Genomic DNA, 22,640 nt, shown 5'->3' with positions numbered 1-22,640 from the left:
ATAGTACGCGATACTCACGCCGCCTCTCCGAACCAGACCAGGTTCCGCTCCATCGAGGTGCCGTCGCAATCCAGACCGATCACGGCAGATTCGGCGCCGTCATCATGTCGAAGGCGCCCCTGGTTGAGGCAGTGATAGTGCCCGTGGAGCCAGACCCGTGGCGTAAGCGCCGTCGCCACTTCCCAGAGACGCAGCCGGTTCTCCGCGCAGTAGTCGGGTACACCCGGGTCCATGTCCTCGTAACACGCCTCGAAGCGCGGGTCGAGGGGCAGCTCGACCCCCGCTGGGCAGTCATGCGCGAGGACGATCTGCGCGGGCCCGTCGGCGATGCGCGGTCGATCGCAAACTGCGCGGTGATCTCGTCCGGCCACCAGGAGATTCCGACCAGCCGCCCTGAACGATCGATCGAGGCCGCCCCGCCGAGCGCCACGGCAACCTCGTCGCCCACGGTGAGGCGCTGGCCATCCTGCAGATGCCGGACCCGAGGCGACACGATTCCGCAGCCCTCACCGTCACGTTCCAGCTGCTCGAGATAGCTCGTGTCGTCGTGATTGCCGCGCACGAACAGCAGCTGCATGTCGTACTTGGCGAGAGCCTGCTCGACGGCCTCGCGGAAGCGCGCCTCGAAGGTGTACCCGTAGTCACCCAGGTGGAGGATGGTTCGGGCGCCGCGAGAGCCGACGGCGGAGATCGCCGCCGCAGCCCATCGCGTGTTGCCGTGCCAGTCCCCGGCGACGACCGTAGTGCGTGGATCGAGCGCGATCATCATGACCTCCTGGGCGGGATAGGAACGTCATCGTGGCAGAGGAGACCCTGCGCCGGCATGGCCCGCGCTCGTAGTGTGGATGACCGGATCGTCCCGCCGGCGGACTACCCGCGTCGACCGTGCGCGCTGCTCAGGCCGAAGGCGTCGGCGAGACGTGCCGCAGCGTCGGTCGGCGACACGCTCTCGGTATCGATCGCGATGTCCGCGGGAGGGACTTCCCCCGCGAAGCTGCCGGCGGTGCGGAGATGCCGCAGGGTCTCGACGCTGGCGAGCTTGCCGAACTGCTTGCGGTCCGCGTTCTCGATCCGGCGCTCCTGCTCGGCGGCAGAGACCTCGAGGCCCGCGAACCGCACGCGCCCGCCGTGGTCGTTCACCGCGGACACGGCACGCTCGGGGAAACCGGCGGGAACCGTCGACTCCGGCGCGAACGTGAAGATCAGCGAAGTGTCCGCGTCGGCGGCGGCGGCGAACGTGTCCAGCCAGAACGTCTCCCGCAGCCGGACGAACTCCGGTGAGCCGAACTCGAAGACTTCGAGGAGCAGGTCGACGACGAGATGGTTGTGGAAGACGGGGATCCCGGTCAGCTCGGAGAGCTGCCGGGCGACGGTGAGCTTCCCCGACGCGACGGGGCCGTGCAGGAAGACGAGGTCCATCCGCGCACAGTAGTCGGCGTGAGGGGCCGGCGGAAGGCGATTATCACGCGCAGCCCGCCGCCGCCGGCCGCAGCCGCCGCAGCCCGTTGCGGGGCGCCGATAAGGTTGTCCGTCCTGCTCCGGTACGGAGCGACGCACTCGACCAGGAGTCACCGTTGACCGCATCGTCCGCCCATCCCGAACGCTCTGAGGTCGAGGAGACCCCACCGGAACGGTTCGTCAGCGGCGACCCGTATGCGCTGGACCCGTCGGCCGTGAAGACCCCGCCCGTCGGCTGGAAGGCGTCCTCGAAGTTCTTCGGCCCGGGCCTGATCGTCTCCGCCTCCGTGGTGGGCGCCGGTGAGCTGATCACCGCCACGTCCCTCGGGGCCAAGGCCGGCTTCGTGCTGCTGTGGCTCGTGTTCGTCTCGACCATCGTCAAGGTGGCCGTGCAGATGGAGATGGCCCGCTACTCGATCGTCACCGGTGAGGGCGCGATGGAGGGCTACAACAGGGTGCCGCCCAAGGCTGGTCGGGTCAGCTGGGTGTTCCTACTGTGGGCGCTGATGGCGCTGAGCAAGCTCATCCAGACCGGCGGACTGATCGGCGGCATGGCCGCGGCCCTGTCGATCCTGGCACCGCTCGGCTTCGGCCCGCTGTCCCCGGCGGCCGTGACGATCTGGGCCGTGGTCGTCACGGTGATCGCGATCGCCACGCTCATCTCGAACAGGTACGGGCTGATCGAGAGCGTCGCGACGTTCCTGACCATGGCGTTCGTGCTGGTCACGGTGCTGGTCGTGATCGCCCTGCCATTCAGCGCCTTCGCCTATTCGGGGGCGGATCTTGCCTCCGGACTCAGCCTCCAGCTGCCCATCGGCGCGATCGGCATCGCGCTGACGATGTTCGGCCTGACCGGCGTGGCCTCCGAGGAGATCACCGCCTACACCTACTGGTGCCTGGAGAAGGGCTACGCGCGCTGGTCCGGCCCCAACGACGGCACCCCGGAGTACCGCGCCCGCGCGCTGGGCTGGATCGCCGTGATGCAGAAGGACGCGATCGTCTCCTGGGTCATCTACACCGTCTCCACCGCCGCGTTCTTCCTCCTCGGCGCCGCCGTGCTGCACCCGCAGGGCCTGGTCCCCGAGGGCAACGAGATGATCCTGACCCTGTCCGAGACCTTCTCCGGGGTGTTCGGCGAGGTGGGCCGGATCGTGTTCCTGCTCGGCGCGCTCGCGGCGCTGGGCTCGACGATCTGGGCGGCGATCCCCTCGTGGTCGAGGTCCTGGGCCAACGCCCTGTCCATCGTGGGCGTCTTCGACTGGGCCGACGCCCGCAAGCGCACCTTCTGGATGCGCGTGTTCATCGCCTTCCTTCCGGCGATGTGGCTGCTGACGTTCCTGTGGATCAACGAGCCGCTGCTGATGATCATGGTGGGTGGCATCGCCGGGGGCATCTTCCTGGCCGCGGTCGCCATCTCCGCGCTCTACCTGCGCGGGCGCATCGAGCCCGCGCTCCGGGGTGGCCGCTTCCTCCACATCGCCCTGATCGTCAGCTCCCTCGCGATCATCGCGCTCGGCTTCTATTCGGCCGTGACCACGGTGATCGGCTGACGTGCGAGAGCCCTGCACCCCGCCCGGACCGCCCTCGACATGGAGCCCGCTCGTGACCCCTCACCCGGACCCCTCGCCGACGGTGCACCCTGGTGTCGCCTCCACCCTGCGCGGCGGGCTCGACGAGCTCGGCCGCGTCATGCCCACGGATCTGCGCACGCTCGAGGACATCCTGGAGTACCGCCGCGCCGGCGCCGCCCGCACCACCACCGCGGCCGAGATCGCCACCCGCCTCGGCCTCTCGGCCGACGAACGGACCGACGTCCCGGCGTGCCCCGTGACCGTGTTCGGCACCGGCCGTGCCCCGGCCGCCAGGGTGCTGTTCCTCCACGGCGGCGGGCTCATCGCGGGCTGCCGCTTCGATGGGGCCGACGTCATCGCCCGTCACGCCGACGCCCTGGACCTCGAGGTATGGACGCTCGAGTACCCGCTGGCGCCGGAGCAGAACCTCGACGCGATGATCGACGTGGTCCTCGAGGTCATCGCCTCGGCAGGAACGGATGTACCCCTCGTGCTCGCCGGCCAGAGCGGCGGGGGAGGCCTCGCCGCGGCGACCGTGATCGCCGCCCGCGACCGCGGGATCCACCTCGACGGTCAGCTGCTGGTGTGCCCCATGCTGGACCGGACCGAGCGCCCCTCGACCCGGCAGTTCGCGGACTCCCCGGCCTGGAGCGCGATCTCCCACCGCACGGCCTGGTCGCACGTGCTCGACGGCGCGCAGACCCTGCCACCCGGCGAGACCGCGGATCTTCGCGGAGTGCCGCCCACCTTCCTGGACACCGGGGGCGCGGAGCTGTTCCGCGACAGCATCCTCGACTACGCCGCACGGCTCAGCGCCGCCGGCACCGCGGTCGAGCTGCACATGTACTCCGGGGCCTTCCACTCCTCGGACTGCGTGCTCGAGGACGCCGAGGTCTCCCGCGATGCGCACCGAGCCCGGGAGAGTTGGCTGCGACGTGTGCTCGCCAGGGACGTGTGAGGCAGATGCGTCTCCCCGCCGGCCCTACCCGTCCTGCATCCGGGCCCTGAGCACGTCGAACTCGCACCCCGGAGCATCGGGATCGAAGCCGCGCTGGCTCAGCCAGCGCGCCACCACCAGGCTGCGCAGCGACCACCAAGCGCGGATCACGTCCCGGTCCGCGCCCGGGCCGTAGCCGGCGAGCAGGTCATCCAGGCGTTCCTCGTGCCCGAGGGTCAGGATGGCGAGGTCGTACATGGCGTCACCGGGGGCGGCCTCGGACCAGTCGATGATCCCGGTGACCTCGTCCCCGTCGACGAACACGTGGGTGAGCTGCAGGTCGCCGTGGATGAACGACGGCGACCAGGGCCGCAGCGCCGCCTCGGCGATCTCCCGGTTGCGATGGATCACCTCTGCCGGCAGGACAGCGTGCTCGAGCAGCCAGGCGCACTCCCGGTCGAGCTCCGGCACCATGCCCATCGCCCGGATCTCGACTTCGGCATGCGCCGGGTCGCCGTCGACCTTCAGGAACGTCTCGCCCACGCGCAGCGTCGCGCGTTCGGTGTGGGCGACGACGACCTCCACCTCATCCATGCGGGTCATCCTCGCGGAGACTGCACGGGATGTCACCGGGTTATCCGCGTGGGGCAGTGGGCTGGCGCCGCGTCGTGCCATTCACTAGATCGAGTGCTCAGAACCAAAATATTCATAACTTATGACTCCGCGCCGTACGGCTGTGGACGGTCTCAAAGTAATGGATACCCACGCCGACCGTTGGCTGCGGTGCGTCCGCTCTATTGCGCACGATTCCACGCCGCGTGCACTTCTTGCCAGCCTTGCAGCTCCTGCACCAGCGCGGCAGCCACGTCGGGCACCTCCGCCGAGACGTCCCGGCTCTCGGCCGGATCGGCGTCCAGATCGAACACCGCCTGCCCCACCGACGTCGGCGGGTCCATGCCCTCGCGGGCGTCGACCACCAGCTTGTAGCGGCCGCGCCGCGCCGCCCATTGCCCCTGGTAGGTCCACATCAGCGAGCGCTCGGGTGCGGTCGCTTCGCCGCGCCAGGCGTCCAGCAGGGAGACGCCGTCGACCTCCGGCAGCTCGGCCTCGGCCCCGTCGACGGCGTGCAGGATCGTGGGCAGCAGATCCATCATCAGACCCGGCTCGTCGAACTCCGACCCCGCCGGGAGATGGCCCGGCCACGACGCGATGCTCGGCACCCGGATCCCGCCCTCGAACACGGAGCCCTTCGACCCTCGTAATCCGCCGGTCGAACCACCGGTGTAGGAGATCTCCTCACCGCCCAGCCAGTTTCGGCTCTCGCGGGAGGGGCCGTTGTCCGAGGAGAACACCACCAGGGTGTCCTCACGAATCCCGGCCTCGTCCAGCGCCGTGAGGATCTCGCCGATCGCGTCGTCCATCGCCGCGATCATGGCTGCCAGCTCCTGGCGCCCCGGCGGCAGATGCGCCACGCGGTCCATGTGCTCTTGCGGAGCATGCAGCGGATAGTGCGGGGCGTTGAAGGGGACGTAGCAGAGGAACGGGTCCGCTGAGGTGTGGCGGGTGATGAAGTCCGCGGCCCGTCGGCCGATGACGGTAGTCAGATACTCACCGTTCAGCCAGACCTCGTCCTCCCCGTCCCACAGGTCGTGCACCGGGTTGTCGCGGCCCCAGTAGAAGATGTGCGAGTAGTAGTCCACGCAGCCGGCGCGCAGTCCGAACACCTCATCGAACCCGTAGCGCGTGGGGGCGTAGGCGGGGTCCACGCCCAGGTGCCATTTGCCGAACAGGCCGGTCGCGTAGCCGCGTTCGCGCAGGTGGGAGGCGAGCGTGGCCTGGTGGGGGAGTCCCACGGTGTCGCGCCTGCCGCCCAGGATCGACTCGACCCCGGCATGGCCCGGGTACTTCCCGGTGAGCAGGGAAGCCCGCGAGGGCGAGCACACCGGGGAGTTCGCGGACCACTGGGAGAGCTTCACCCCGCTCGCGCACAGGGCATCGAGGTGCGGGGTGGGGATGTCGTCGGCGCCGAAGCAGCCGAGGTCGCCCCAGCCCAGGTCATCGGCGTAGAGGACGACGATGTTGGGGCGGTGGTGGTCGGTCATGAGCGCGGGCCCGTGGCGCCGACGAGGCCCTCGCCGACCAGCCCCTCGACCCTCGCCGCAGCCCGCAGCACCGCCGATTCGCCGAGCGCCGGCCCGATGATCTGCAGCCCCACCGGCATCCCGTGCACCTGGCCGCACGGCACCGAGATCGACGGCAGGCCCACGAGGTTCGCCGGACCCACCAGGCGCATGAGCTCCTGATCGCGGTCCGCCACCCGCCCGTTCAGATGCACGGCCTCCTGACCGATCCGCGGCGTCTGGATCGGGAGGGTGGGCGCCACGATCACGTCGACGCCCGTGAAGACCTCCTGGAACTCCCGACGCACCTGCGCGCGGATCTGCTGGGACTGGACGTAGTCGACGGCCGACGGGATCGCCCCGCACTCCAGCAGCAGCCGCACGTCCTCCCCATAGTCGTGCGGGCGGCGACGGAACTGCTCGTCGTGAACGGCGGTGGTCTCGGCCGTGTCGATCACGGTCAGCGCGAAGATCGCCTCGCCGAGCGACGGGAGCGTGAGCGGGACGAGCTGCGCCCCGTCCCCGACCAGGGCATCCAGCGCTGCCCGCACCACGGTCTCGATCTCGCGATCCACATCCTGGAAGAAGAACGACTCCTCGATCCCGATCCGCAGCGGCCCTGCCTGCTGGGTGTCCTGCTCGTCCTGCAGGTCTCGCGCGGTGGTCGTCGGCGGGAGATCCAGCGAGCTGGGCACCCGCGGATCATGACCGGAGATCGCATCGAGCATCATGGCGGCGTCCTGCACGGTCTGCGTCAGCGCGCCCACGTGGTCCAGGCTCCACGACTCGGGATAGCAGCCCTGTGTGCTCACCCGCCCGTACGTCGGCTTCAGACCCACGATCCCACAGGCGGCGGCCGGGATCCGGATCGACCCCGAGGTGTCCGAGCCGATCGCTGCCAGGGCCATGCCGGTGGCGACCGCGACGGCGGAACCTCCGCTGGACCCGCCCGGTGTCCGTTCCCTGTCCACCGGATTGCGGCAGATCCCGTAGTGCGGGTTCTCCGTGGTCACCCCGAGCGCGAACTCATGGAGGTTGGTCTTGCCCACGCTCACCGCGCCGTGGGACTCGAGGCGCTCGACGATGCTGGCGTTCTCGGTCGGGACATGGGCCCCGAAGATGGCCGAACCCATGGTGGTGACCTGCCCGGCGACGGCGAGATTGTCCTTGACCGCGACCGGGATCCCCTGCAGCGTTCCGCGGCGCTCGCCGTGGCGGAGGTGCTCGTCGGCCCGGTCCGCGCGCCGGCAGGCCCCGTCGGCGTCGACCGTGATGAAGGCCCGCAGATCCTCGTCCAGCTCCTGGATCCTGGACAGACAGGCGTCGGTCAGATCGCGGGACGTGATCTCCTGCCGATCCAGGGCCGCGCGGGCCTCGACGACGGAGAGCGCTGGTCGTCCAGCTGCGGGGCGGCCAAACTGGGGGCGGTCAGTCATGCGGATCCGTTCCTCGAGGGTCGAAGGTGGTGGCGGGCTCGACGTCCTGCAGGCCGTCCACGTGCAGACGGTCCCGCAGGCGGTCGAGGTGATCCGCGTGGACGAGCAGAGCCGGCTCGTCGGATTCCGGGGTGCGCGGGAAGCGGGCACGGACCACGCTCAGCGGGGTCGGCTCGGGCATCCTCACTCCTTCGTGATGTCGACGTCCTCGGGGGAGAGGACGATCGGGGTGTACGTGGGGTCAACGTGCGAACGGTAGTAGCGCATGCCCAGCGGCACCAGGGCGCCGATGAGGAGGAAGGCGATGATCGGCGGCCAGGCGTTGGCCGGCAGCAGGGTGACGCCCACGACCGTGATCGCGGCGGAGACCACCATGCCGATCACGAACACGGGCTTCCCGGCGGGGGAGCGGTACGGCCGTTCCCACTCGGGGTGCTTGCTGCGCAGCAGGTAGGCGGAGAGGCAGCCCAGGAAGTAGACGGCACCGGCGGCGACCACCGAGAGCGAATAGGTGTACTGCACCCAGTTCGTGCTGGTGAACGCCGCGAAGAAGATTCCGAACGCGAGCACCACGATGTTCGCGATGTAGGGCTGGCCGTGCTTGTTGGTGCGCAGGAACCACGGCGGCAGCTGCCGCAGCTGGGAGGCACCGTAGAGCACGCGCGCCGAGGAGGTCCAGAACCCCATCAGCGTCGTGAAGGCGTACAGCAGGCCCGAGAAGATCGCGAGCAGGCCGACGACGGCGGGCATGCCGAGGCTCTTCACCAGCTCCGGCTCCGGGGTGCTCAGCTGGGCGATCACGTGGTGCGGGGCCAGGCCGCTGATCGCGAACGTGGCGATGAAGTAGACCACGGCGGGGATGAACAGCGCCGCCAGGATGACGGTGACCATCTTCTTCGCCGGGAACGTCGTCTCCTGGATCATGGTGGGCGTCATCCCGAAACCGATGAATTTCAGGACCAGGGCGGAAGCGGCCGCCACCGCGCCGAAGATCCCGTGGGGGAAGAATCCACCCTCCTGGGAGATATTCTCGAAATCCCAGTGACCGCTGGCGAAGTAATAGATCGAATCGCCCAGCGTGATGCCCACCATCAAGATGAACAGGGCGATGGCGAGCAGGCCGGTCAGCTCGATCTTCACGTTCGAGAAGAAGAACCAGATCACCATGATCGCGATCGCGATGAGTGGCTTCGCGGCCTCGGGCACGTCGAGGAAGAAATCCGCGGCGGTGACGAAGATGAAGGCCACCAGCGGCGGCTCCACCACCTGGACCAGGAAGAACAGCCATTGCGTGGCCCACCCGGTCGTCGAGTTCATGGCGCTGCTGGCCCAGACGTCCAGCGAGGACGTGAACGGCAGCATCGAGGCCAGCTCTGAGAAGGCCAGACCGATCGGGATGAGGATGACGGCGAGGATCGGGAAGATGAACGCGGCGCCGGCGCCGGTCAGCTCGAACCAGTAGGGCGCTTCGGCGAGCCATCCGCCGAGCACCGAGCCGGCCGCGATCGCTATGAGGCTGAAAAGGGACAATTGGCGTTTGAGGCCCGTTCTCTGCGCTGCCATCACGTCTCCTTCGACGAATTTCCAGCGGGGAATTCAGACTATTCCGGCACGAGGTCGGGCGTCAAGGCAGATGTGGGCGTCGGTGGTCGCGAGGTCAGGCGAGGGCGAGACAAGCATGGGCATGCCAGGCACCGCCGGGTCGAGCGCCGCCGCGGGCGCTGCTCGACGCTCACGTCGGCCCTGCGCCCGGTGCCCCGCCCGCACCGCCCCTTCGAGCCGCCAAACCGTTCCGTGACCCATTCGTGCCCACCTCGACTTCTGTCGAACTGTTTACGGAAAAAATAACTGTCGCTAGCGTCACCTCCCATGGACCAGCAATGGAGCGCCAGGGACCAGCATCGTGACGCGGTGCTGGCGCTGCTGCATCGCGGCCACCAGCTCACCCGCGGGGAGATCTCCCAACGGCTGCGGCTCACCCGCACCACCGTCTCCGACCTGCTGGGGGACCTCCTGGACTCCGGCGTCATCACCGTGACCCAGTCGCGGCCGGCGTCGGGGCGGGGGCGTCCGGCAGAAGTGCTCGGCATCCACCCCGGCGCCGTCCGGTACATCGGGATCGACTTCTTCCATACCGGCGCGACGATCTGCCTGGCGAACTCTGCCGCGGAGGTCGTGACCACCGGGACCGTGGACTACGAGCCCGGTGCCGGCTGGGAGCGCCGCGTGGCCACGGCGCAGCGGCTCATCGGAGATCTCGCCACGGGGGACGTGCACCTCGGGGTCCTGGCCGGGATCGGCATCGGACTCCCGGGGCCCAACTCGGCCAGCTGGGACGGCTTCGCCCACCGGGAGCGGCCGATGGAGCCCTTCCACATGGTGCGGGCCCGGATCCGTGAGCTGTTCGCCGACTCCTTCGACTGCCCGGTGCTGGTGGACCACCACATCCGCTTCGCCGCGCTGCACGAGGCCACCAGCAGCGGGGAATCCGACCGCCACATCGTGTACCTGCGGCTGTCCACCGGCGTGGGCGGGGCCGTGCTCGGCTCGGGCTCGGCGCTGCGCGGTGCCCATCTGCTCGCCGGGGAGATCGGCCACATGATCGTGGACCCCGGCCCGCAGGCCGCGGAGTGCCGCTGCGGCCGGCGGGGCTGCCTCGAGACCGTCGCCTCCCAGGGCGCGGTCCGGCAGCGCTGGCAGGACATCGTCGCGGCCGACGCCGGCGTCGAAAGCGCCCCCGACCCCGTCACCCTCTCGGATCTCGAGGTCGCGCTCGGCGCCGAGGACCCGCGCGCCCTCGCCCTCGTCACCGACCTCGCCCGCACCGTCGGCCGGGCGCTCGGCCTCGCCGCGCTCGTCACCGATCCCGACGAGATCGTGCTGGCCGGCGAGGTCGCCGTGCTCCTCGAGCCCGTGCTTCCCGTGCTGCGCGAGACCGTCGCCCAGAACTGCCTGACCGGAGCGGACCTCGAGCTGAGGATCGCGAGCGCCACCACTCAGCAGGGGGCCCGCGGAGCGATCGCCGCCCTGCGCTCCACCGACCAGCTGCCGGACTACTTCGCGGCGTCGCGAACCAGCCGCAGCCCCTACCTGACCTCTGGAGGTCGACATGTCCGCTGACCCGCAGGCCGCGGTGGTGAGCACCGCCGGCACCGCCCCGCCCGACGGCGGCCCCACCGCTGCAGTCACCAGCACGAAGCGTCGAGCGCCCTCGCTGCTCGTGCTCAACATCGCCACGATCTTCCTGGGCCTCGGCCTGTGGTGGCTGATCTCGCTGACCGGCCTGCAGATCCCCAGCCCGGTGGAGGTGCTCCTGGCCGGGATCGACCTGGCCGCCTCCGGCATCCTGCTCACCGACATCGGCGCCTCCCTGACTCGTGTCCTCACCGGGTTCCTGCTGGGCACGGCCCTGGCCATCCCCGTCGGCTTCCTCATGGGCTGGTACGGCTGGGCGCGCGGCCTGCTCGAACCGTGGGTGCAGTTCTTCCGCACCGTCCCGCCGCTGGCGATCATCCCGCTGGCCATCGTGCTGATGGGCATCGGTGAGCAGCCGAAGATCTTCGTTATCTTCCTCGCCGCGTTCCTCTCCTGTGTGATCTCCACGTTCCAGGGGGTCGTGCAGGTGGACCGCACGCTGATCAACGCCGCGCGGGTGCTGGGCGCGAAGGACGGCACGATCTTCGCCCGCGTCGTCGTGCCGGCCTCCACCCCGTTCATCCTCGTGGGCATGCGCGTGGGCCTCGGCTCCGCCTGGGCCACCGTGGTCGCCGCCGAGCTGATCGCGGCGCAGCAGGGCCTCGGCTACCGGATGCAGCAGGCCCAGATCTATTACGACCTCCCCACGATCTTCGTCGGCATCCTCGTCATCGGGCTCTTCGGCCTCGTGATGGACCGGGTGCTGCTCGCGATCGAATCGAAGCTGACCCTCTGGCAGGAGCGCCGATGAATCCGGCAGAACAGACCCTGACCGCCACGGACCGGAAGATCCAGGTCCGCGACATCACCAAGCACTACGAGGTGGGCGGCAAACGTTTCGAAGCCCTCGGCGGGGTGAGCCTCGACGTCGCCGAGAACGAGTTCGTGACCGTCGTGGGTCCCTCCGGCTGCGGGAAGTCCACGCTCATGAACATCCTCGGTGGGCTCGACGAACCCACCAGCGGCTCTGCCGTCGTGGACGGGAAGGAGGTGCGCGGGCCCAGCCCGGAGCGAGGCATCATCTTCCAGCAGTACGCCCTCTTCCCCTGGCTGACCGTGCGCCAGAACGTCGAGTTCGGGCTCAAGACCGCGCGGGTCCCGGCCGACGAACGACACAGGACCGCCCAGCACTTCATCGAGATGGTGGGCCTCGCCGATTTCGCGGACTCGCTGCCCAAGACCCTCTCCGGGGGCATGAAGCAGCGCTGCGCGATCGCCCGCGCCTACGCCATGGATCCCTCGATCCTGCTGATGGACGAACCCTTCGGAGCGCTCGACGCCCTCTCCCGGGTGCGCATGCAGGAGCACCTCCTGGAGACCTGGGAGCAGGACAGGCGCACGATCGTGTTCATCACCCACGACGTCGACGAGGCCGCCTTCCTCGCCAACCGCGTCGTCGTCATGGCGGCCAGGCCCGGCCGCATCCACCGCATCATCGACGTCGACCTCCCGTACCCGCGCACCGAGGACGTGCGCCTCAGCCCGGAGTTCACCGCGATCCGCAACGACATCTGGACCTCCGTCTACCACCAGTGACCCCGCCGGCACCGCCGCCGACGACACCGCACCCGCCCTCACCCCGATAGGACACGATCCCCATGGACGTCACCCGCCGCACCCTCCTCGGTGGCCTCGCCACCCTCCCGGCGCTCAGCGCCCTCGCCGCCTGCGGGAGCTCCGGCTCCGGCTCGGGCGACCTCACCGAGGTCACCTACGGCTACATCCCCGACTTCAACGGCGCGAGCCTGCTCGCGATCGCCGAGGACCAGGGCCTGTGGGAGGAGAACGGGCTGAAGGCGAAGCTGCAGACCTTCACCAACGGCCCGCTCCAGATCCAGGCCCTGGGCACCGGAGACCTCGACTTCGGGTACATCGGCCCCGGCGCGATGTGGCTGCCGGCCTCCGGCAAGGCGAAGGTCGTCACCGTCAACGGCGTGGGCCAGGCCGACAGGGTCATCGCCCAGCCGGGCATCGCCGCCATCGAGGACCTCGCCGGGAAGAAGGTCGCGATCCCCGAGGGCACCTCCGGGGACATGATCGTCCAGCTCGCCCTGGAGGGCGCCGGGATGAGCATCGAGGACATCGAGAAGGTCGCGATGGATCCGGCGACCGTCGTCTCCGCCTTCTCCTCGGGGCAGGTCGACGCCGCCGGGATCTGGTACCCGCTGATCGACACCATCAAGGCCCAGGTCCCCGACCTCGTCGAGCTCGCCCAGAACTCCGACTTCGCCGACATCATGCAGTTCCCCAACGTGATGGTCACCGGGGCCGACTTCCCGGAGAAGAACGAGGAGACCACGATCAAGGTCCTCTCCGTGCTCCGCACCGCCATGGACTTCCGGGCGGAGGACCTGGACGCGACGATCGAGCTGGTCGCGAAGATGACCCAGGCCGATGCGAAGGCCGTCGCCGGGGATGCCGCCAACGGTGAGTACTACAAGGCCGCGGACCTCGACGGACTGATCGAGGACGGCACCATCGAGACCTGGCTCGAGGCCATGAACACCTACTTCGAGGACAACGGGAAGATCGAGGGGGAGACCGTCGCCCCCGCCGACTACTGCACCTTCGATCTCTTCACGAAGGCGGGCGAATGAGCGAGCCCCGGAACGTCCTGTTCCTCCTCACCGACCAGCACCGCACCGACACCCTCGGCTGCTACGGCAACCCCGATGTGCGCACCGAGAACCTCGATGCGCTCGCCGCCTCCGGCACCCGGTTCGACCGCTGGTACACCCCGACCGCGATCTGCACACCGGCCCGCGCCAGCGTGCTGACCGGCGCGGCACCGTTCCGGCACAAGCTGCTCGCCAACTACGAGCGCAACGTCGGCTACCAGGAGGACCTGCCCGACGGGCAGTTCACCTTCTCGGGAGCTCTGCGGGAGGCCGGCTACAACTGCGGCCTGCTCGGGAAATGGCACGCTGGCACCGAGAAGCTGCGCACCGACTACGGCTTCGAGGGCGCGGAGCTGCAGGGCTGGCACAACCCCGTCGACCATCCGGACTACCTCGCCTATCTCGCCGAGCACGACCTGCCCGGGTACGAGATCTCCGAGCAGATGCGCGGCACCCTCCCCAATGGCGGGCCCGGGAACCTGCTGGCCGCCCGGCTGCACCAGCCGCTCGAGGCGACCTTCGAGTACTACCTCGCCGAACGCGCCATCGAGCAGCTGCGGCGCTACGCCGAGGACCTCGACGCGAACCAGGTGCCCTTCTACCTCGCGCTGCACTTCTTCGGGCCCCACCTGCCCTACATCGTTCCCGACGCCTACTTCGACATGTACGACCCCGAGGAGATCGAGCTGCCCGCCTCGATCCAGGAGACCTTCACGGACAAGCCCCCGGTGCAGGCCAACTACTCCGCGCACTGGACCTTCGACACGATGACCGAGGCGGACAGCCGCAAGCTCATCGCCGTCTACCGCGGCTACGTCACCCTCATCGACGAACAGATCGGCCGGGTGATGGCGGAAGCAGAGTCCCTGGGCCTGCTCGAATCGACGGCCGTCATGTTCAGCTCCGACCACGGCGAGTTCACCGGATCCCACCGCCTGCACGACAAGGGCCCGGCGATGTACGAGGACATCTATCGCACCGCGGGCATCGTGCGGATCCCCGGGGCGCCGGCCGGCCAGGTGCGCCAGGAGTTCGTGAGCCTGCTCGATACGACCGCGACCGTGCTGGACTGGTGCGGGCTCGACCCGGCGCCGGCCGTGGACTCCCGCTCGCTGCTGCCGCTGGTGCGCGGGGAGGATGTCCCGTGGGACGACGCGATCGTGTGCGAATACCACGGCCACCACTTCCCCTACCCTCAGCGGATGCTCCGCACCGACCGCTACAAGCTGGTCGTCAACCCGGAATCCGTCAACGAGCTCTACGACCTCGAGCTCGACCCCGACGAGCTCCACAACCGCTACGAGCAGCCGGAGATGCGGCAGCTCCGCACCGACCTGATGAGCAGCCTCTACCGTCGCCTGCGCGATAGGGGCGACAACTTCTATCACTGGATGACCTCGATGTATGACATCGGGGAGGTCGACTACGACCCCAGCATGAGCGGCCTGGACGAGGGTGCCCACGGAGGTGTCGCCGCGGGGTGATGGGGCGTCCCTCGTCGCCGTACCCCCGCGGGCTCCCCGCGTCGAGGAGGGCGCCCTGCTCTCTGAGGGCGCCCTGCTCTCTCGAGGCGACTGTCGGGCAGGCGGCGGCGGCTCAGCCGCCCACCACCTCCCACGACACCACGCTCACCGAGTGCGCCGGCGCCACGAAGACCCCGCCCGTCAGCTCCCGCGTGCTCTCGCGGATCCCCAGCACATCGGGGGAGCTCAGCGTGTTCACGGCGAACAGGTCCTCGGCGTCGGCGCCCAGGGTGTGCACCGTGACCGGGCCGTCGACCAGCTCGCTGTCCACGGCGAGCACCGCCTCGACGTCCTCGTCGGGGGAGCGGTTGATGATCGCCAGGTACCGGCGCGAGCCGTCCTTCGAGGCCGATGCGCTCACGTCGAGCAGCCCGACGGTGGTCAGCACCGAGACGCAGTGCGCCTCGCCGCCCCAGCCCTGCTCGCGCCGCACCGGCTGGGTCACGGCGGGCCCGGCGACCCGGGTCGGCAGCGGCACGGTGCCGAAGTGGTTGAGGTACAGGTCCCACACGTGGAAGGTCGCCGAGCGCACCAGGCCACCCTCGCGCACGGCGAGCAGGCCGTTGGCGTTGACGAGGTTCACGGTGTTCGCCATGGTCACCGGCACGAGGTTCCCCGCGGCGCGGTGGATCGCGTGGAACACCCCGGAGTAGAACAGGGCGTCGGCCAGGGTGCGCGGCGAATAGCGGCTCACCCGCCAGCCGTTCTCCGCGGAGACGCCGGGCTCGTCGGAGGGGCCGGAGGTGTCGCGCTCGGCGATGCCGCCGTCGGCCCCGGGCTGCGGGTCCTCCCAGCTGCGCGGCTCGAAGTGGCGCATGTTCCACTCGTCGAAGGCGATCTCGAGGGGACTGGAGATGCCGTGACGATCCGCGGCGGCAGCGACCTTCTCGGAGAACCCCTGCAGCACCTTCTCGAAGTGCACCGCCTGGGAGACGACGGCGTCGAACTCCTCACGCGAGGGATTCACGAGGTGGAAGCTCGCCCCGTAGGCGTGCACCGAGAACCAGTCGGTGATCTCGCCGAGCTCACGCACCACCACGTCTGTCCACCGGTCATCGTCCAGCCCCACGCACACGAAGCGGATCGAGGCGTCCACCGCGCGCATGAACCGCGCATGCTCCAGGGCGTCCTCCGCATAGCGCTCGGGGCTGCGGTGGCCCATCTGCCAGGGCCCGTAGACCTCGTTGCCGATGCCCCAGATCGGCACCGCGCGAGGGCCCTCGAGGCCGTCGGCCGCGCGGCGTCGGGTCATCTCGGTGTCCCCGGCGTAGTTCGTGTACTCGACCCAGCGCACCGCGTCCTCCACGCTGCGGCAGCCATGCGCGAGATACGGAGTGGCGCCGGTGGCCTCGCACCAGGCGAGGAACTCCGGGGTGCCGAAGCGGTTGGTCTCCTCCGAGCCCCAGGCGAGCTCGAGGCGATGGGGTCGCTCATCGCGCGGGCCGGTGCCGTCCTGCCACCAGTAGGCGGACGTGAAGTTCCCGCCCGGCCAGCGCACCACCGGCAGGCCCAGGTCACGGCAGGCGTCGATGACGTCCTGCCGGCATCCCTCCAGCGGGCCGTCGCCGCTCACGGACAGCTCCGAGCCCTCGTCGAACACCCCGCCCTCGATGTTGCCGAAGAACGCGGATTCCAGGAAGTGGCCGTAGATCTTCGGATCGATGGGGCGCGGTCCGGTCGTCTGGGTGAGATCGATGCGGGCGGGGGACTGCGGGGTCATGGGTGCCTTTCGGAGAACAGGGGGCCTCGTCGACCCGTTCGTCGTCCCGACAGCATGGTGGCGACCGGCGGCTCCCGCAATGGAGTGCCCCGATTCTGGACGGGCGGCCGACGGCGCAGCCCCGGTCCGGTTCCGCGCTCACCCCGCGAGCAGGCGCTCCGGGATCGCCTCACACCCCTCGACGCCCGCCACCAGCGACGCATCGATCGTGGAGCCCTGGCGCACGATCGTGAGAGTGCCGCGGTTCTCGAGGATCACCAGTTCGACCTGCTGAAGGTCCAGCACGCCGGAGATCCGCAGCCGGTTCAGCAGGTCCGACTCCGACAGTCGACGCCGACGCAGAGCGCCCGCCACGGTGCGCCCGCCGATCATCACCACGGTGGGCCGACGGAAAGAGCCCATCGCGCGAGCGCGACCGGTGCGTCGCAGCGTGCCCATCAGCCACTCCAGGAGCATCAGCGTGTTCAGCACGAGCAGCGCACCGAGCAGGGTGGGGGATTCGCCCAGCATGGCCCGGGCGGTGACGCCGCCGATCACGGCGAGCACCACGAAGCTGCCCACGGTGGGGTTCGCCATCAGCCGCTGGCCGGAGACCTGCACGAGCAGGGAGAAGAACACGTACAGCACCACGGCGGAGGCGATCACGCCCAGCGCGCCGCTCCAGCTGATGCCGAGGTAGTCCTGCCAGATGAGGTTCCAGTCGATCATCCGTCCATTGTCGGGGACCGGTCGCGGCGCCGAGCACGGACGCCCTGCGGACGGCCCGGGCCGTTCAGGGAGCGGCTCGTCCGTTCATTCCGCGACGGCCCACACCGCCTCGGGCACGAGACCGACCTCGACCAGGGTCCCCGGCGGCCACGGTTCGTCCGTCGGCCCCAGCGGCCGGCGGACCACGAGCGTTCCCGCATCGGTCTCGACGTCGTGGTCGACGTGGTCGCCGCCGAAGGTCGTCGAGAGCACTCGCCCCAGACGGGGATCGACGCCTCGGCGCTCCTCGATCCGCGTCATCGTGAAGGCGTGCGGATGCCCGAGCACGACGCACTCATCCCCCTCCCGTCGCAGCTCGGAGGATGCCGGGACCTCCCATGACGAACCCAGGATGCTCACCTGCGCCCGATGCCCGCCGCCGCCGTCCACCACCCTCTCGACCTGCGCCGACAGATAGTTGGGGACGCCCACACGGGTAGCGACCCAGGCGCTCGCCGGATGGGAGTAGACCTCCCGCGGGGTGTCCACCTGCACGAGGATCCCGTCACGCATGACGGCGATCCTGTCGGCCACGGCGAGCGCATCGGACCAGTCGTGGGTGACGAACAGGGAGGCGCTCCCCATCCGCCGGTGGATCCGCGAGATCTCCCGCAGCAGACCTCCGCGAGCGGCAGGGTCCACGTGCGCGAGCGGTTCGTCGAACAGCATCACCTCGGGCCGACGCACGAGGGCGCGGGCCAGGGCGACGCGCTGACGCTGGCCGGCGGAGAGCTCATGGGGGAGCCGGTCGGCGAGGGTGCGGAGGTCCAGAGAGGTCAGCGCGACGTCGAGCACGTCGGCGGCAGCGAGGTCTCCATCGCGGCCCTCCACCGCAAAGGCGACGTTCTCGGAGACCGTGAGCTGGGGGAACAGAACAGGGGTCTCGAACATCATCGTCGCGGGGCGCCGCTCCACCGGTACCCGCGCCATGTCGCGGCCGCTGATGCGTACGGTGCCCGTGGGAAGTCGCTCGAGCCCGGCGACACGTCGCAGCAACGTGGTCTTCCCCGAGCCCGACGGGCCGATCACGGCGATCATCTCCCCGGGGCTCACGTGGAGATCGACCCCGGCGACGCCGCTCAGCTGGAGCCCGGCCTGCGCGGTCATGAGGACCTCGCTCGCGCGCCGAGGGCCGCGGCGCTCCCCGAGGCGACCAGGGCGCTCGCTCCACCGATGACGAGGGCGACGATCCCGGTCAGGGCGAAGGTCTGCTCGAGCGCTGCCCGATCGAGCAGGTCGAGGGCGAACGAGGCCACCATCGGTGCATCCGGGGTGGAGACGAACACGACCGGGGTGACCGAGACGATGTTGCGGGCGGCCACCGCCGCCGCCGTCGCCGCGACGAGTGCCCCGGTCTGCGGCGCCACGAGCTGCAGGGTGATGCGCCGCCGGCCCGCCCCGAGCACGCCGGCGGTCTCGTGCAGGGCCCGCGGGACCCGGCGCTGCCCGGCACGCGCGGCGAGATGCACCATCGGCACCGCGGGTGCCATGAATACGGCCACGAGCGCGACCGATCCGGAGGCGAGCGATGCCCCGCCGACCAGGGCGGGCAGCTGCCCGAACGGGGTGGGGGTCGCGAACCCGTAGGCCAGGAAGATCGCGATGCCGAGGGTGGTGCCCGGCATCAGCAGCAAGGAGGTCTGGAGGAGGTCCACGCCGCGGGCGAGCCGCTTGCCACCCTGGTCGGAGGCCCACGCCGTCAGCAGGCCCACCGGGACCGCGAGGAGCAGCGCCACCAGCGCGTAGCGCACGGTCGACCCGATCACGTCCATCATCGTCGGCGTGAGCAGCGACCCTCGAGCTCGGATCATCGTGGCGGCGGAGGCGAGCACCAGGAGCAGCACGACGGCCAGGACCAGGACGCTCAGGACCCGGCAGCCGTGCACGAGGATCGAGCGGGGCAGCACCAGCCGGGGGCTCGCACCGTGACCCTGCCAGGGATCCACGAGCGCTCCGGCCTCCCGTCGGCGCCACATCGCCAGGAGGAGGGGGAGAACCGGCAGGGTCAGCAGGACGGCGATGAGCGCGGCGGTGCTCTCCCCGCCCCACGCGATCACCTCGATGTAGGCGGTGTGGGCGAGGGTCGGCATCCGACCGCGCAGCACGGCCGGGATCGAGGGATCCGACAGGGCGGAGACGAACAGCAGCGCGGTCGAGACCGCGAGGGGGACGCGCAGCGGTGGCAGCAGCACCAGTCGGATCACCTCGGTCGCGCGTGCGCCGGTGACCCGGGACATCTCCACGAGCCGTGGATCCACCTCGCGCCAGGCCATCCTGATCGTCAGATACGGGATCGGCAGATGCGCCACGACCATGGCGAGGGTCATCCCCAGCGCTCCGTAGACGTCAGGCAGGATCCCGGTGAGCAGACCACCGCGCCCGCCGACGGCGACGACCGCTGCTGCGACCACATAGGGAGGGACGAGCAGGAGCGCGCCGATGGTCGCGTCGAGCACGCGCCTCCATCCCCGGGAGAGCGTGCGAGCGGTCAGCGCCAGCGCGAGGCCCACCGCGGTACCGATCACGGTGACGACGACGGCAAGGGCCAAGGACACCGCCAGGGTGCGCCCGAGACCAGGGACGACGCCTGTGGTCGCGACCGCAGCGATCGCCTGCGACACCATGCGCAGCACCGGCCAGCCGACGACGACCGCTGCGCCCGCGCCGGCGACGACGAGGGAGGCCGCTGCAGCGGTGCGGGGCCAGATCCTGCTCACCGTTCGACCTCCTCGGTGTACCAGGCGAGGAGAGCATCCCGGCGTGAGGAGCGCTCGGCGAGCGAGGCGCCGATCACCGGATAGCGACCGTCCGCGAGGACCTCGGCGAGGTTGCCGGGAAGGTCCGAGCGGGTCGGGATCTGGTCGATGCCGCTCGCGGCGCCGGCCCGCTGGCCGTCGGCCGAGAGCGCGAAGTCGAGGTACTCCCGGGCGGTCCCGGGATGCGGGGCATCGGCCAGCATGGCGACGGCTCCGACCTCGTAGCTCGTCGCGTCCTCGGGCAGCACCACTTCGACATGGCTGCCGGCGGCGCGGGCGGCCTCGCAGTACGGCGCGAAGGTGATGGCGACGGCAGTCTCCCCACGCGCGACCACCTGCGCCGGCGCCGTGCCGGAGCGGGTGAACTGGAGGACCTGCCCGTACAGGCCGGCGAGATACTCGCGGCCGGCGTCCTCGCCGAGGCGGTCGATCTGCAGCGACATCGCCGTGTAGGCGGTGCCGGAGGTGCGAGGGGATGCAGTGCTGATCTGACCGTCCAGTGCCGGATCGAGCAGATCGTCCCAGGTGCGGGGGATCTCGGTGCCGAGGTCGGAGATCGCCTGCGGAGCCACGCAGAAGGCCAGCATCGAGGAGTACACGCCGCTCCAGCGGTCCTCGGGGTCGCGGAAGTCTTCGGGGATCCCCGCGGCCTGCACGGAGCGGTACGGGGCGAGCAGTCCCTCGTCGGCGGCCTCGACGTACATCTCGGAGCCGCAGCCGTGCCAGACGTCGAACTCCGGCAGATCCTCGCCGTGCCGGATCCGCTCGAGGGCTTCCGACGTGGGCAGGCGCACCGTGGTCACGCCGTACCCGGTGCGTTCGGTGAACGCGCCCGCCCAGGCGCGGCAGACCTCGGCGTCGTTGGAGCAGAGGACGGCGAGGTCGCGATCATCCATCTGCCTGTCGCCGGTCGCCGTGCAGCCCGTGAGGGCCAGCAGTGCGAGCACCACCAGCGCACTCACGGCGCGCGGCGACCGACGAGGAGGAGTCATGATCCTTCGAGGGTAGGCCAGGGATCAGCTGTCGGACGTGGAGGCCTGAGCCTCTTCCGCCTCCGCCGCGAGTCGCTTCTCCTCGCGGGCGCGCATCAGCGCCTTCTCGTCCTTGCCGATCACCCACATGATGCCGACGACGAGCAGCGCGCATGCGGTCAGCACGGCGAAGGAGACGTCCCACCCGAACGCGTGCACCATCAGGCCCACGCCGGAGGAGGCGAGCGTCGCGCCCAGCAGGTAGCCGAACAGGCCGGTGAAGCCTGCGGCGGTCCCGGCGACCTGGCGCGGGGAGAGATCGATGGCCTGCAGGCCGATGAGCATCACCGGGCCGTAGATGAGGCCGCCGATGACCGCCACCAGCGCGATCGAGATCCACAGCGGAGCAGCGGCCGGAACCTGCCAGTAGGCCACCAGGGCGATGGCCGTCAGGGCCATGAACAGCATGCCGGTGCCGGACCGGTAGCCGCGGAAGATCTTGTCGGAGACCCAGCCGCACAGCAGGGTGCCGACGATCCCGGCCAGCTCGAACACCACGAAGCCCGTGATGCCGTCGGAGATCTCCGCCCCGCGCGTATCCGCGAGGTAGACGGTGATCCAGTTCAGCACCCCGTAGCGCAGGGCGTAGACGAACACGTTGGCGACGGCCAGCAGCACGATCACGCGGTTGGTCAGGACGTGCTTGCGGACGAACTGCCACATGGACAGATGCTCATCGGCGTCGTCGATCTCGACCTTCGCCGGATCATCGCGGTGCTCTTCGATGGGCGGCAGGCCCTCGGAGACGGGGGTGTCGCGGATCAGGAAGAACGCCACCACGGCGACGATCAGGGCGATCACCGCGGGGAACCAGAAAGCGGCCCGCCAGTCGTCGGCCGTCCAGGCCAGTGCAGCCGCCGCGGCGACGCCGAGCCCGGCTGCGCCCACGTTGTGCGCGGTGTTCCAGATGGAGGTCTTCCAGCCGCGCTCGTTGGTCGAGAACCAGTGCACGAGCACGCGGCCCGAGGCCGGCCATCCCATGCCCTGGAACCAGCCGTTGATGAACATGACGGTCGCGAACACCGCGATGGACCCGGAGACCCACGGCACGAAGGCGACGAAGAGGTTCGTCAGCGCCGAGAGGGCGAGCCCGATGGGCAGGAAGTATCGGGCGTTGGAACGGTCGGAGACCGTGGCCATGAAGAACTTCGAGAGGCCGTACGCGAACAGCACGGCATTGGCGATCAGGCCGATGCCGAGGGTGCTCAGCCCCTTGTCGTCCATGAGGAGCGGGGCCACCAGGGAGACGTTGTTCCGGATCAGATAGAACCCGGCATAGCCGAGGAAGATCCCGAGGAACACGTTCAGGCGGCGGCGGGGATAGACGCGCTGCACCTCCGCGTCGTCCAGGCGCGGCTTCGGGGGCGGGGCAGAGAGGAACCCGCGGCGCTTCGTCGGGGCAGACATCGTTCTCCTTCGTCATCGGGGAGGGACCGGACGCAGGGCGAGCCCCGGGTGCTCCCCGGGACCGGTGCTCCGTTGCAGCACGTGCGTCCGTCCCCTTCAGCCTGCCCAGGCGTCGGTAACC

At 70.0% G+C, this 22,640-nt stretch carries 20 protein-coding genes; 7 read left to right on the top strand and 13 right to left on the bottom strand.

Annotated elements, in window-relative coordinates; translation table 11 throughout:
• Positions 1-79: 79 nt before the first annotated feature.
• Both ACT3T5_RS02650 and ACT3T5_RS02645 read right to left on the bottom strand, forming a co-directional pair.
• Positions 80-769 carry a metallophosphoesterase gene (locus ACT3T5_RS02650; protein ID WP_444593544.1) on the bottom strand — a complete coding sequence of 230 codons (690 nt, stop codon included), beginning with the start codon at positions 767-769 and terminating at the stop codon, positions 80-82.
• Between the two features lie 101 nt (positions 770-870).
• Positions 871-1,419: a hypothetical protein gene (locus tag ACT3T5_RS02645; protein WP_444593543.1), complete on the bottom strand. Its 549-nt coding sequence runs from the start codon at positions 1,417-1,419 to the stop codon at positions 871-873.
• 155 nt (positions 1,420-1,574) lie between these two features.
• Between ACT3T5_RS02645 and ACT3T5_RS02640 the strand changes: the two genes are divergently transcribed.
• Complete coding sequence (locus ACT3T5_RS02640; RefSeq protein WP_444593542.1) at positions 1,575-3,008, top strand: Nramp family divalent metal transporter; 1,434 nt, start codon at positions 1,575-1,577, stop codon at positions 3,006-3,008.
• A 52-nt stretch (positions 3,009-3,060) separates the two neighbouring features.
• Positions 3,061-3,987, top strand: a complete 927-nt coding sequence (locus tag ACT3T5_RS02635; protein ID WP_444593541.1) for an alpha/beta hydrolase — start codon at positions 3,061-3,063, stop codon at positions 3,985-3,987.
• A gap of 24 nt (positions 3,988-4,011) precedes the next feature.
• Here ACT3T5_RS02635 and ACT3T5_RS02630 read toward each other — a convergent pair whose 3' ends face one another.
• The 5 genes from ACT3T5_RS02630 to ACT3T5_RS02610 all read right to left on the bottom strand — a co-directional run bounded on the left by ACT3T5_RS02630 (position 4,012) and on the right by ACT3T5_RS02610 (position 9,085).
• Complete coding sequence (locus ACT3T5_RS02630; protein ID WP_444593540.1) at positions 4,012-4,560, bottom strand: phosphotransferase; 549 nt, start codon at positions 4,558-4,560, stop codon at positions 4,012-4,014.
• 200 nt (positions 4,561-4,760) lie between these two features.
• Complete coding sequence (locus ACT3T5_RS02625) at positions 4,761-6,068, bottom strand: sulfatase-like hydrolase/transferase (protein WP_444593539.1); 1,308 nt, start codon at positions 6,066-6,068, stop codon at positions 4,761-4,763.
• Positions 6,065-7,522: an amidase gene (locus tag ACT3T5_RS02620; RefSeq protein WP_444593538.1), complete on the bottom strand. Its 1,458-nt coding sequence runs from the start codon at positions 7,520-7,522 to the stop codon at positions 6,065-6,067. Before ACT3T5_RS02620 ends, ACT3T5_RS02625 begins: the two co-directional genes overlap by 4 nt.
• Positions 7,515-7,703 carry a hypothetical protein gene (locus ACT3T5_RS02615; RefSeq protein ID WP_444593537.1) on the bottom strand — a complete coding sequence of 63 codons (189 nt, stop codon included), beginning with the start codon at positions 7,701-7,703 and terminating at the stop codon, positions 7,515-7,517. Before ACT3T5_RS02615 ends, ACT3T5_RS02620 begins: the two co-directional genes overlap by 8 nt.
• Before the next feature lie 2 nt (positions 7,704-7,705).
• The gene (locus ACT3T5_RS02610) at positions 7,706-9,085 is read right to left on the bottom strand and encodes an APC family permease (protein ID WP_444593536.1); all 1,380 of its coding nucleotides are present in this window, start codon (positions 9,083-9,085) and stop codon (positions 7,706-7,708) included.
• Positions 9,086-9,391: 306 nt separating this feature from the next.
• On the opposite strand from ACT3T5_RS02610, the gene ACT3T5_RS02605 reads away from it, so the two are divergent.
• From ACT3T5_RS02605 to ACT3T5_RS02585, 5 genes are all read left to right on the top strand, one after another.
• Positions 9,392-10,642, top strand: a complete 1,251-nt coding sequence (locus ACT3T5_RS02605) for an ROK family protein (RefSeq protein WP_444593535.1) — start codon at positions 9,392-9,394, stop codon at positions 10,640-10,642.
• Entirely contained in the window at positions 10,632-11,468 is an 837-nt protein-coding gene (locus ACT3T5_RS02600; protein ID WP_444593534.1) for an ABC transporter permease, read from the top strand. Before ACT3T5_RS02605 ends, ACT3T5_RS02600 begins: the two co-directional genes overlap by 11 nt.
• Entirely contained in the window at positions 11,465-12,253 is a 789-nt protein-coding gene (locus ACT3T5_RS02595; RefSeq protein WP_444593533.1) for an ABC transporter ATP-binding protein, read from the top strand. Before ACT3T5_RS02600 ends, ACT3T5_RS02595 begins: the two co-directional genes overlap by 4 nt.
• A 62-nt stretch (positions 12,254-12,315) precedes the next feature.
• Positions 12,316-13,314: an aliphatic sulfonate ABC transporter substrate-binding protein gene (locus ACT3T5_RS02590; RefSeq protein ID WP_444593532.1), complete on the top strand. Its 999-nt coding sequence runs from the start codon at positions 12,316-12,318 to the stop codon at positions 13,312-13,314.
• Positions 13,311-14,819: a sulfatase-like hydrolase/transferase gene (locus ACT3T5_RS02585; protein WP_444593531.1), complete on the top strand. Its 1,509-nt coding sequence runs from the start codon at positions 13,311-13,313 to the stop codon at positions 14,817-14,819. Before ACT3T5_RS02590 ends, ACT3T5_RS02585 begins: the two co-directional genes overlap by 4 nt.
• A 112-nt stretch (positions 14,820-14,931) precedes the next feature.
• On the opposite strand, the gene ACT3T5_RS02580 is transcribed toward ACT3T5_RS02585, so the two are convergent.
• The 6 genes from ACT3T5_RS02580 to ACT3T5_RS02555 all read right to left on the bottom strand — a co-directional run bounded on the left by ACT3T5_RS02580 (position 14,932) and on the right by ACT3T5_RS02555 (position 22,519).
• Positions 14,932-16,578: an alpha-L-arabinofuranosidase C-terminal domain-containing protein gene (locus ACT3T5_RS02580; protein ID WP_444593530.1), complete on the bottom strand. Its 1,647-nt coding sequence runs from the start codon at positions 16,576-16,578 to the stop codon at positions 14,932-14,934.
• A gap of 138 nt (positions 16,579-16,716) precedes the next feature.
• On the bottom strand, positions 16,717-17,286 hold the full coding sequence (locus ACT3T5_RS02575; protein WP_343923038.1) for a DUF421 domain-containing protein: 570 nt from the start codon (positions 17,284-17,286) through the stop codon (positions 16,717-16,719).
• Positions 17,287-17,370: 84 nt separating this feature from the next.
• Positions 17,371-18,432 carry an ABC transporter ATP-binding protein gene (locus ACT3T5_RS02570; protein WP_444593529.1) on the bottom strand — a complete coding sequence of 354 codons (1,062 nt, stop codon included), beginning with the start codon at positions 18,430-18,432 and terminating at the stop codon, positions 17,371-17,373.
• On the bottom strand, positions 18,429-20,042 hold the full coding sequence (locus tag ACT3T5_RS02565; RefSeq protein WP_444593528.1) for an ABC transporter permease: 1,614 nt from the start codon (positions 20,040-20,042) through the stop codon (positions 18,429-18,431). The genes ACT3T5_RS02570 and ACT3T5_RS02565 overlap by 4 nt, the downstream gene beginning before the upstream one ends.
• Positions 20,039-21,073 (bottom strand): ABC transporter substrate-binding protein, encoded by a 1,035-nt coding sequence (locus ACT3T5_RS02560; RefSeq protein WP_444593527.1) that lies wholly within the window; start codon positions 21,071-21,073, stop codon positions 20,039-20,041. Before ACT3T5_RS02560 ends, ACT3T5_RS02565 begins: the two co-directional genes overlap by 4 nt.
• A gap of 24 nt (positions 21,074-21,097) precedes the next feature.
• Positions 21,098-22,519, bottom strand: coding sequence for an MFS transporter (locus ACT3T5_RS02555; RefSeq protein WP_443353392.1), 1,422 nt, complete (start codon positions 22,517-22,519; stop codon positions 21,098-21,100).
• Positions 22,520-22,640 lie beyond the last annotated feature (121 nt).

Source organism: Brachybacterium sp. AOP3-A1-3 (genome assembly GCF_052378285.1).
Taxonomy (GTDB): Bacteria; Actinomycetota; Actinomycetes; order Actinomycetales; family Dermabacteraceae; genus Brachybacterium.
The sequence above is the reverse complement of the archived record's forward strand: the minus strand, read 5'-3'. Positions and strand labels throughout refer to the sequence as shown.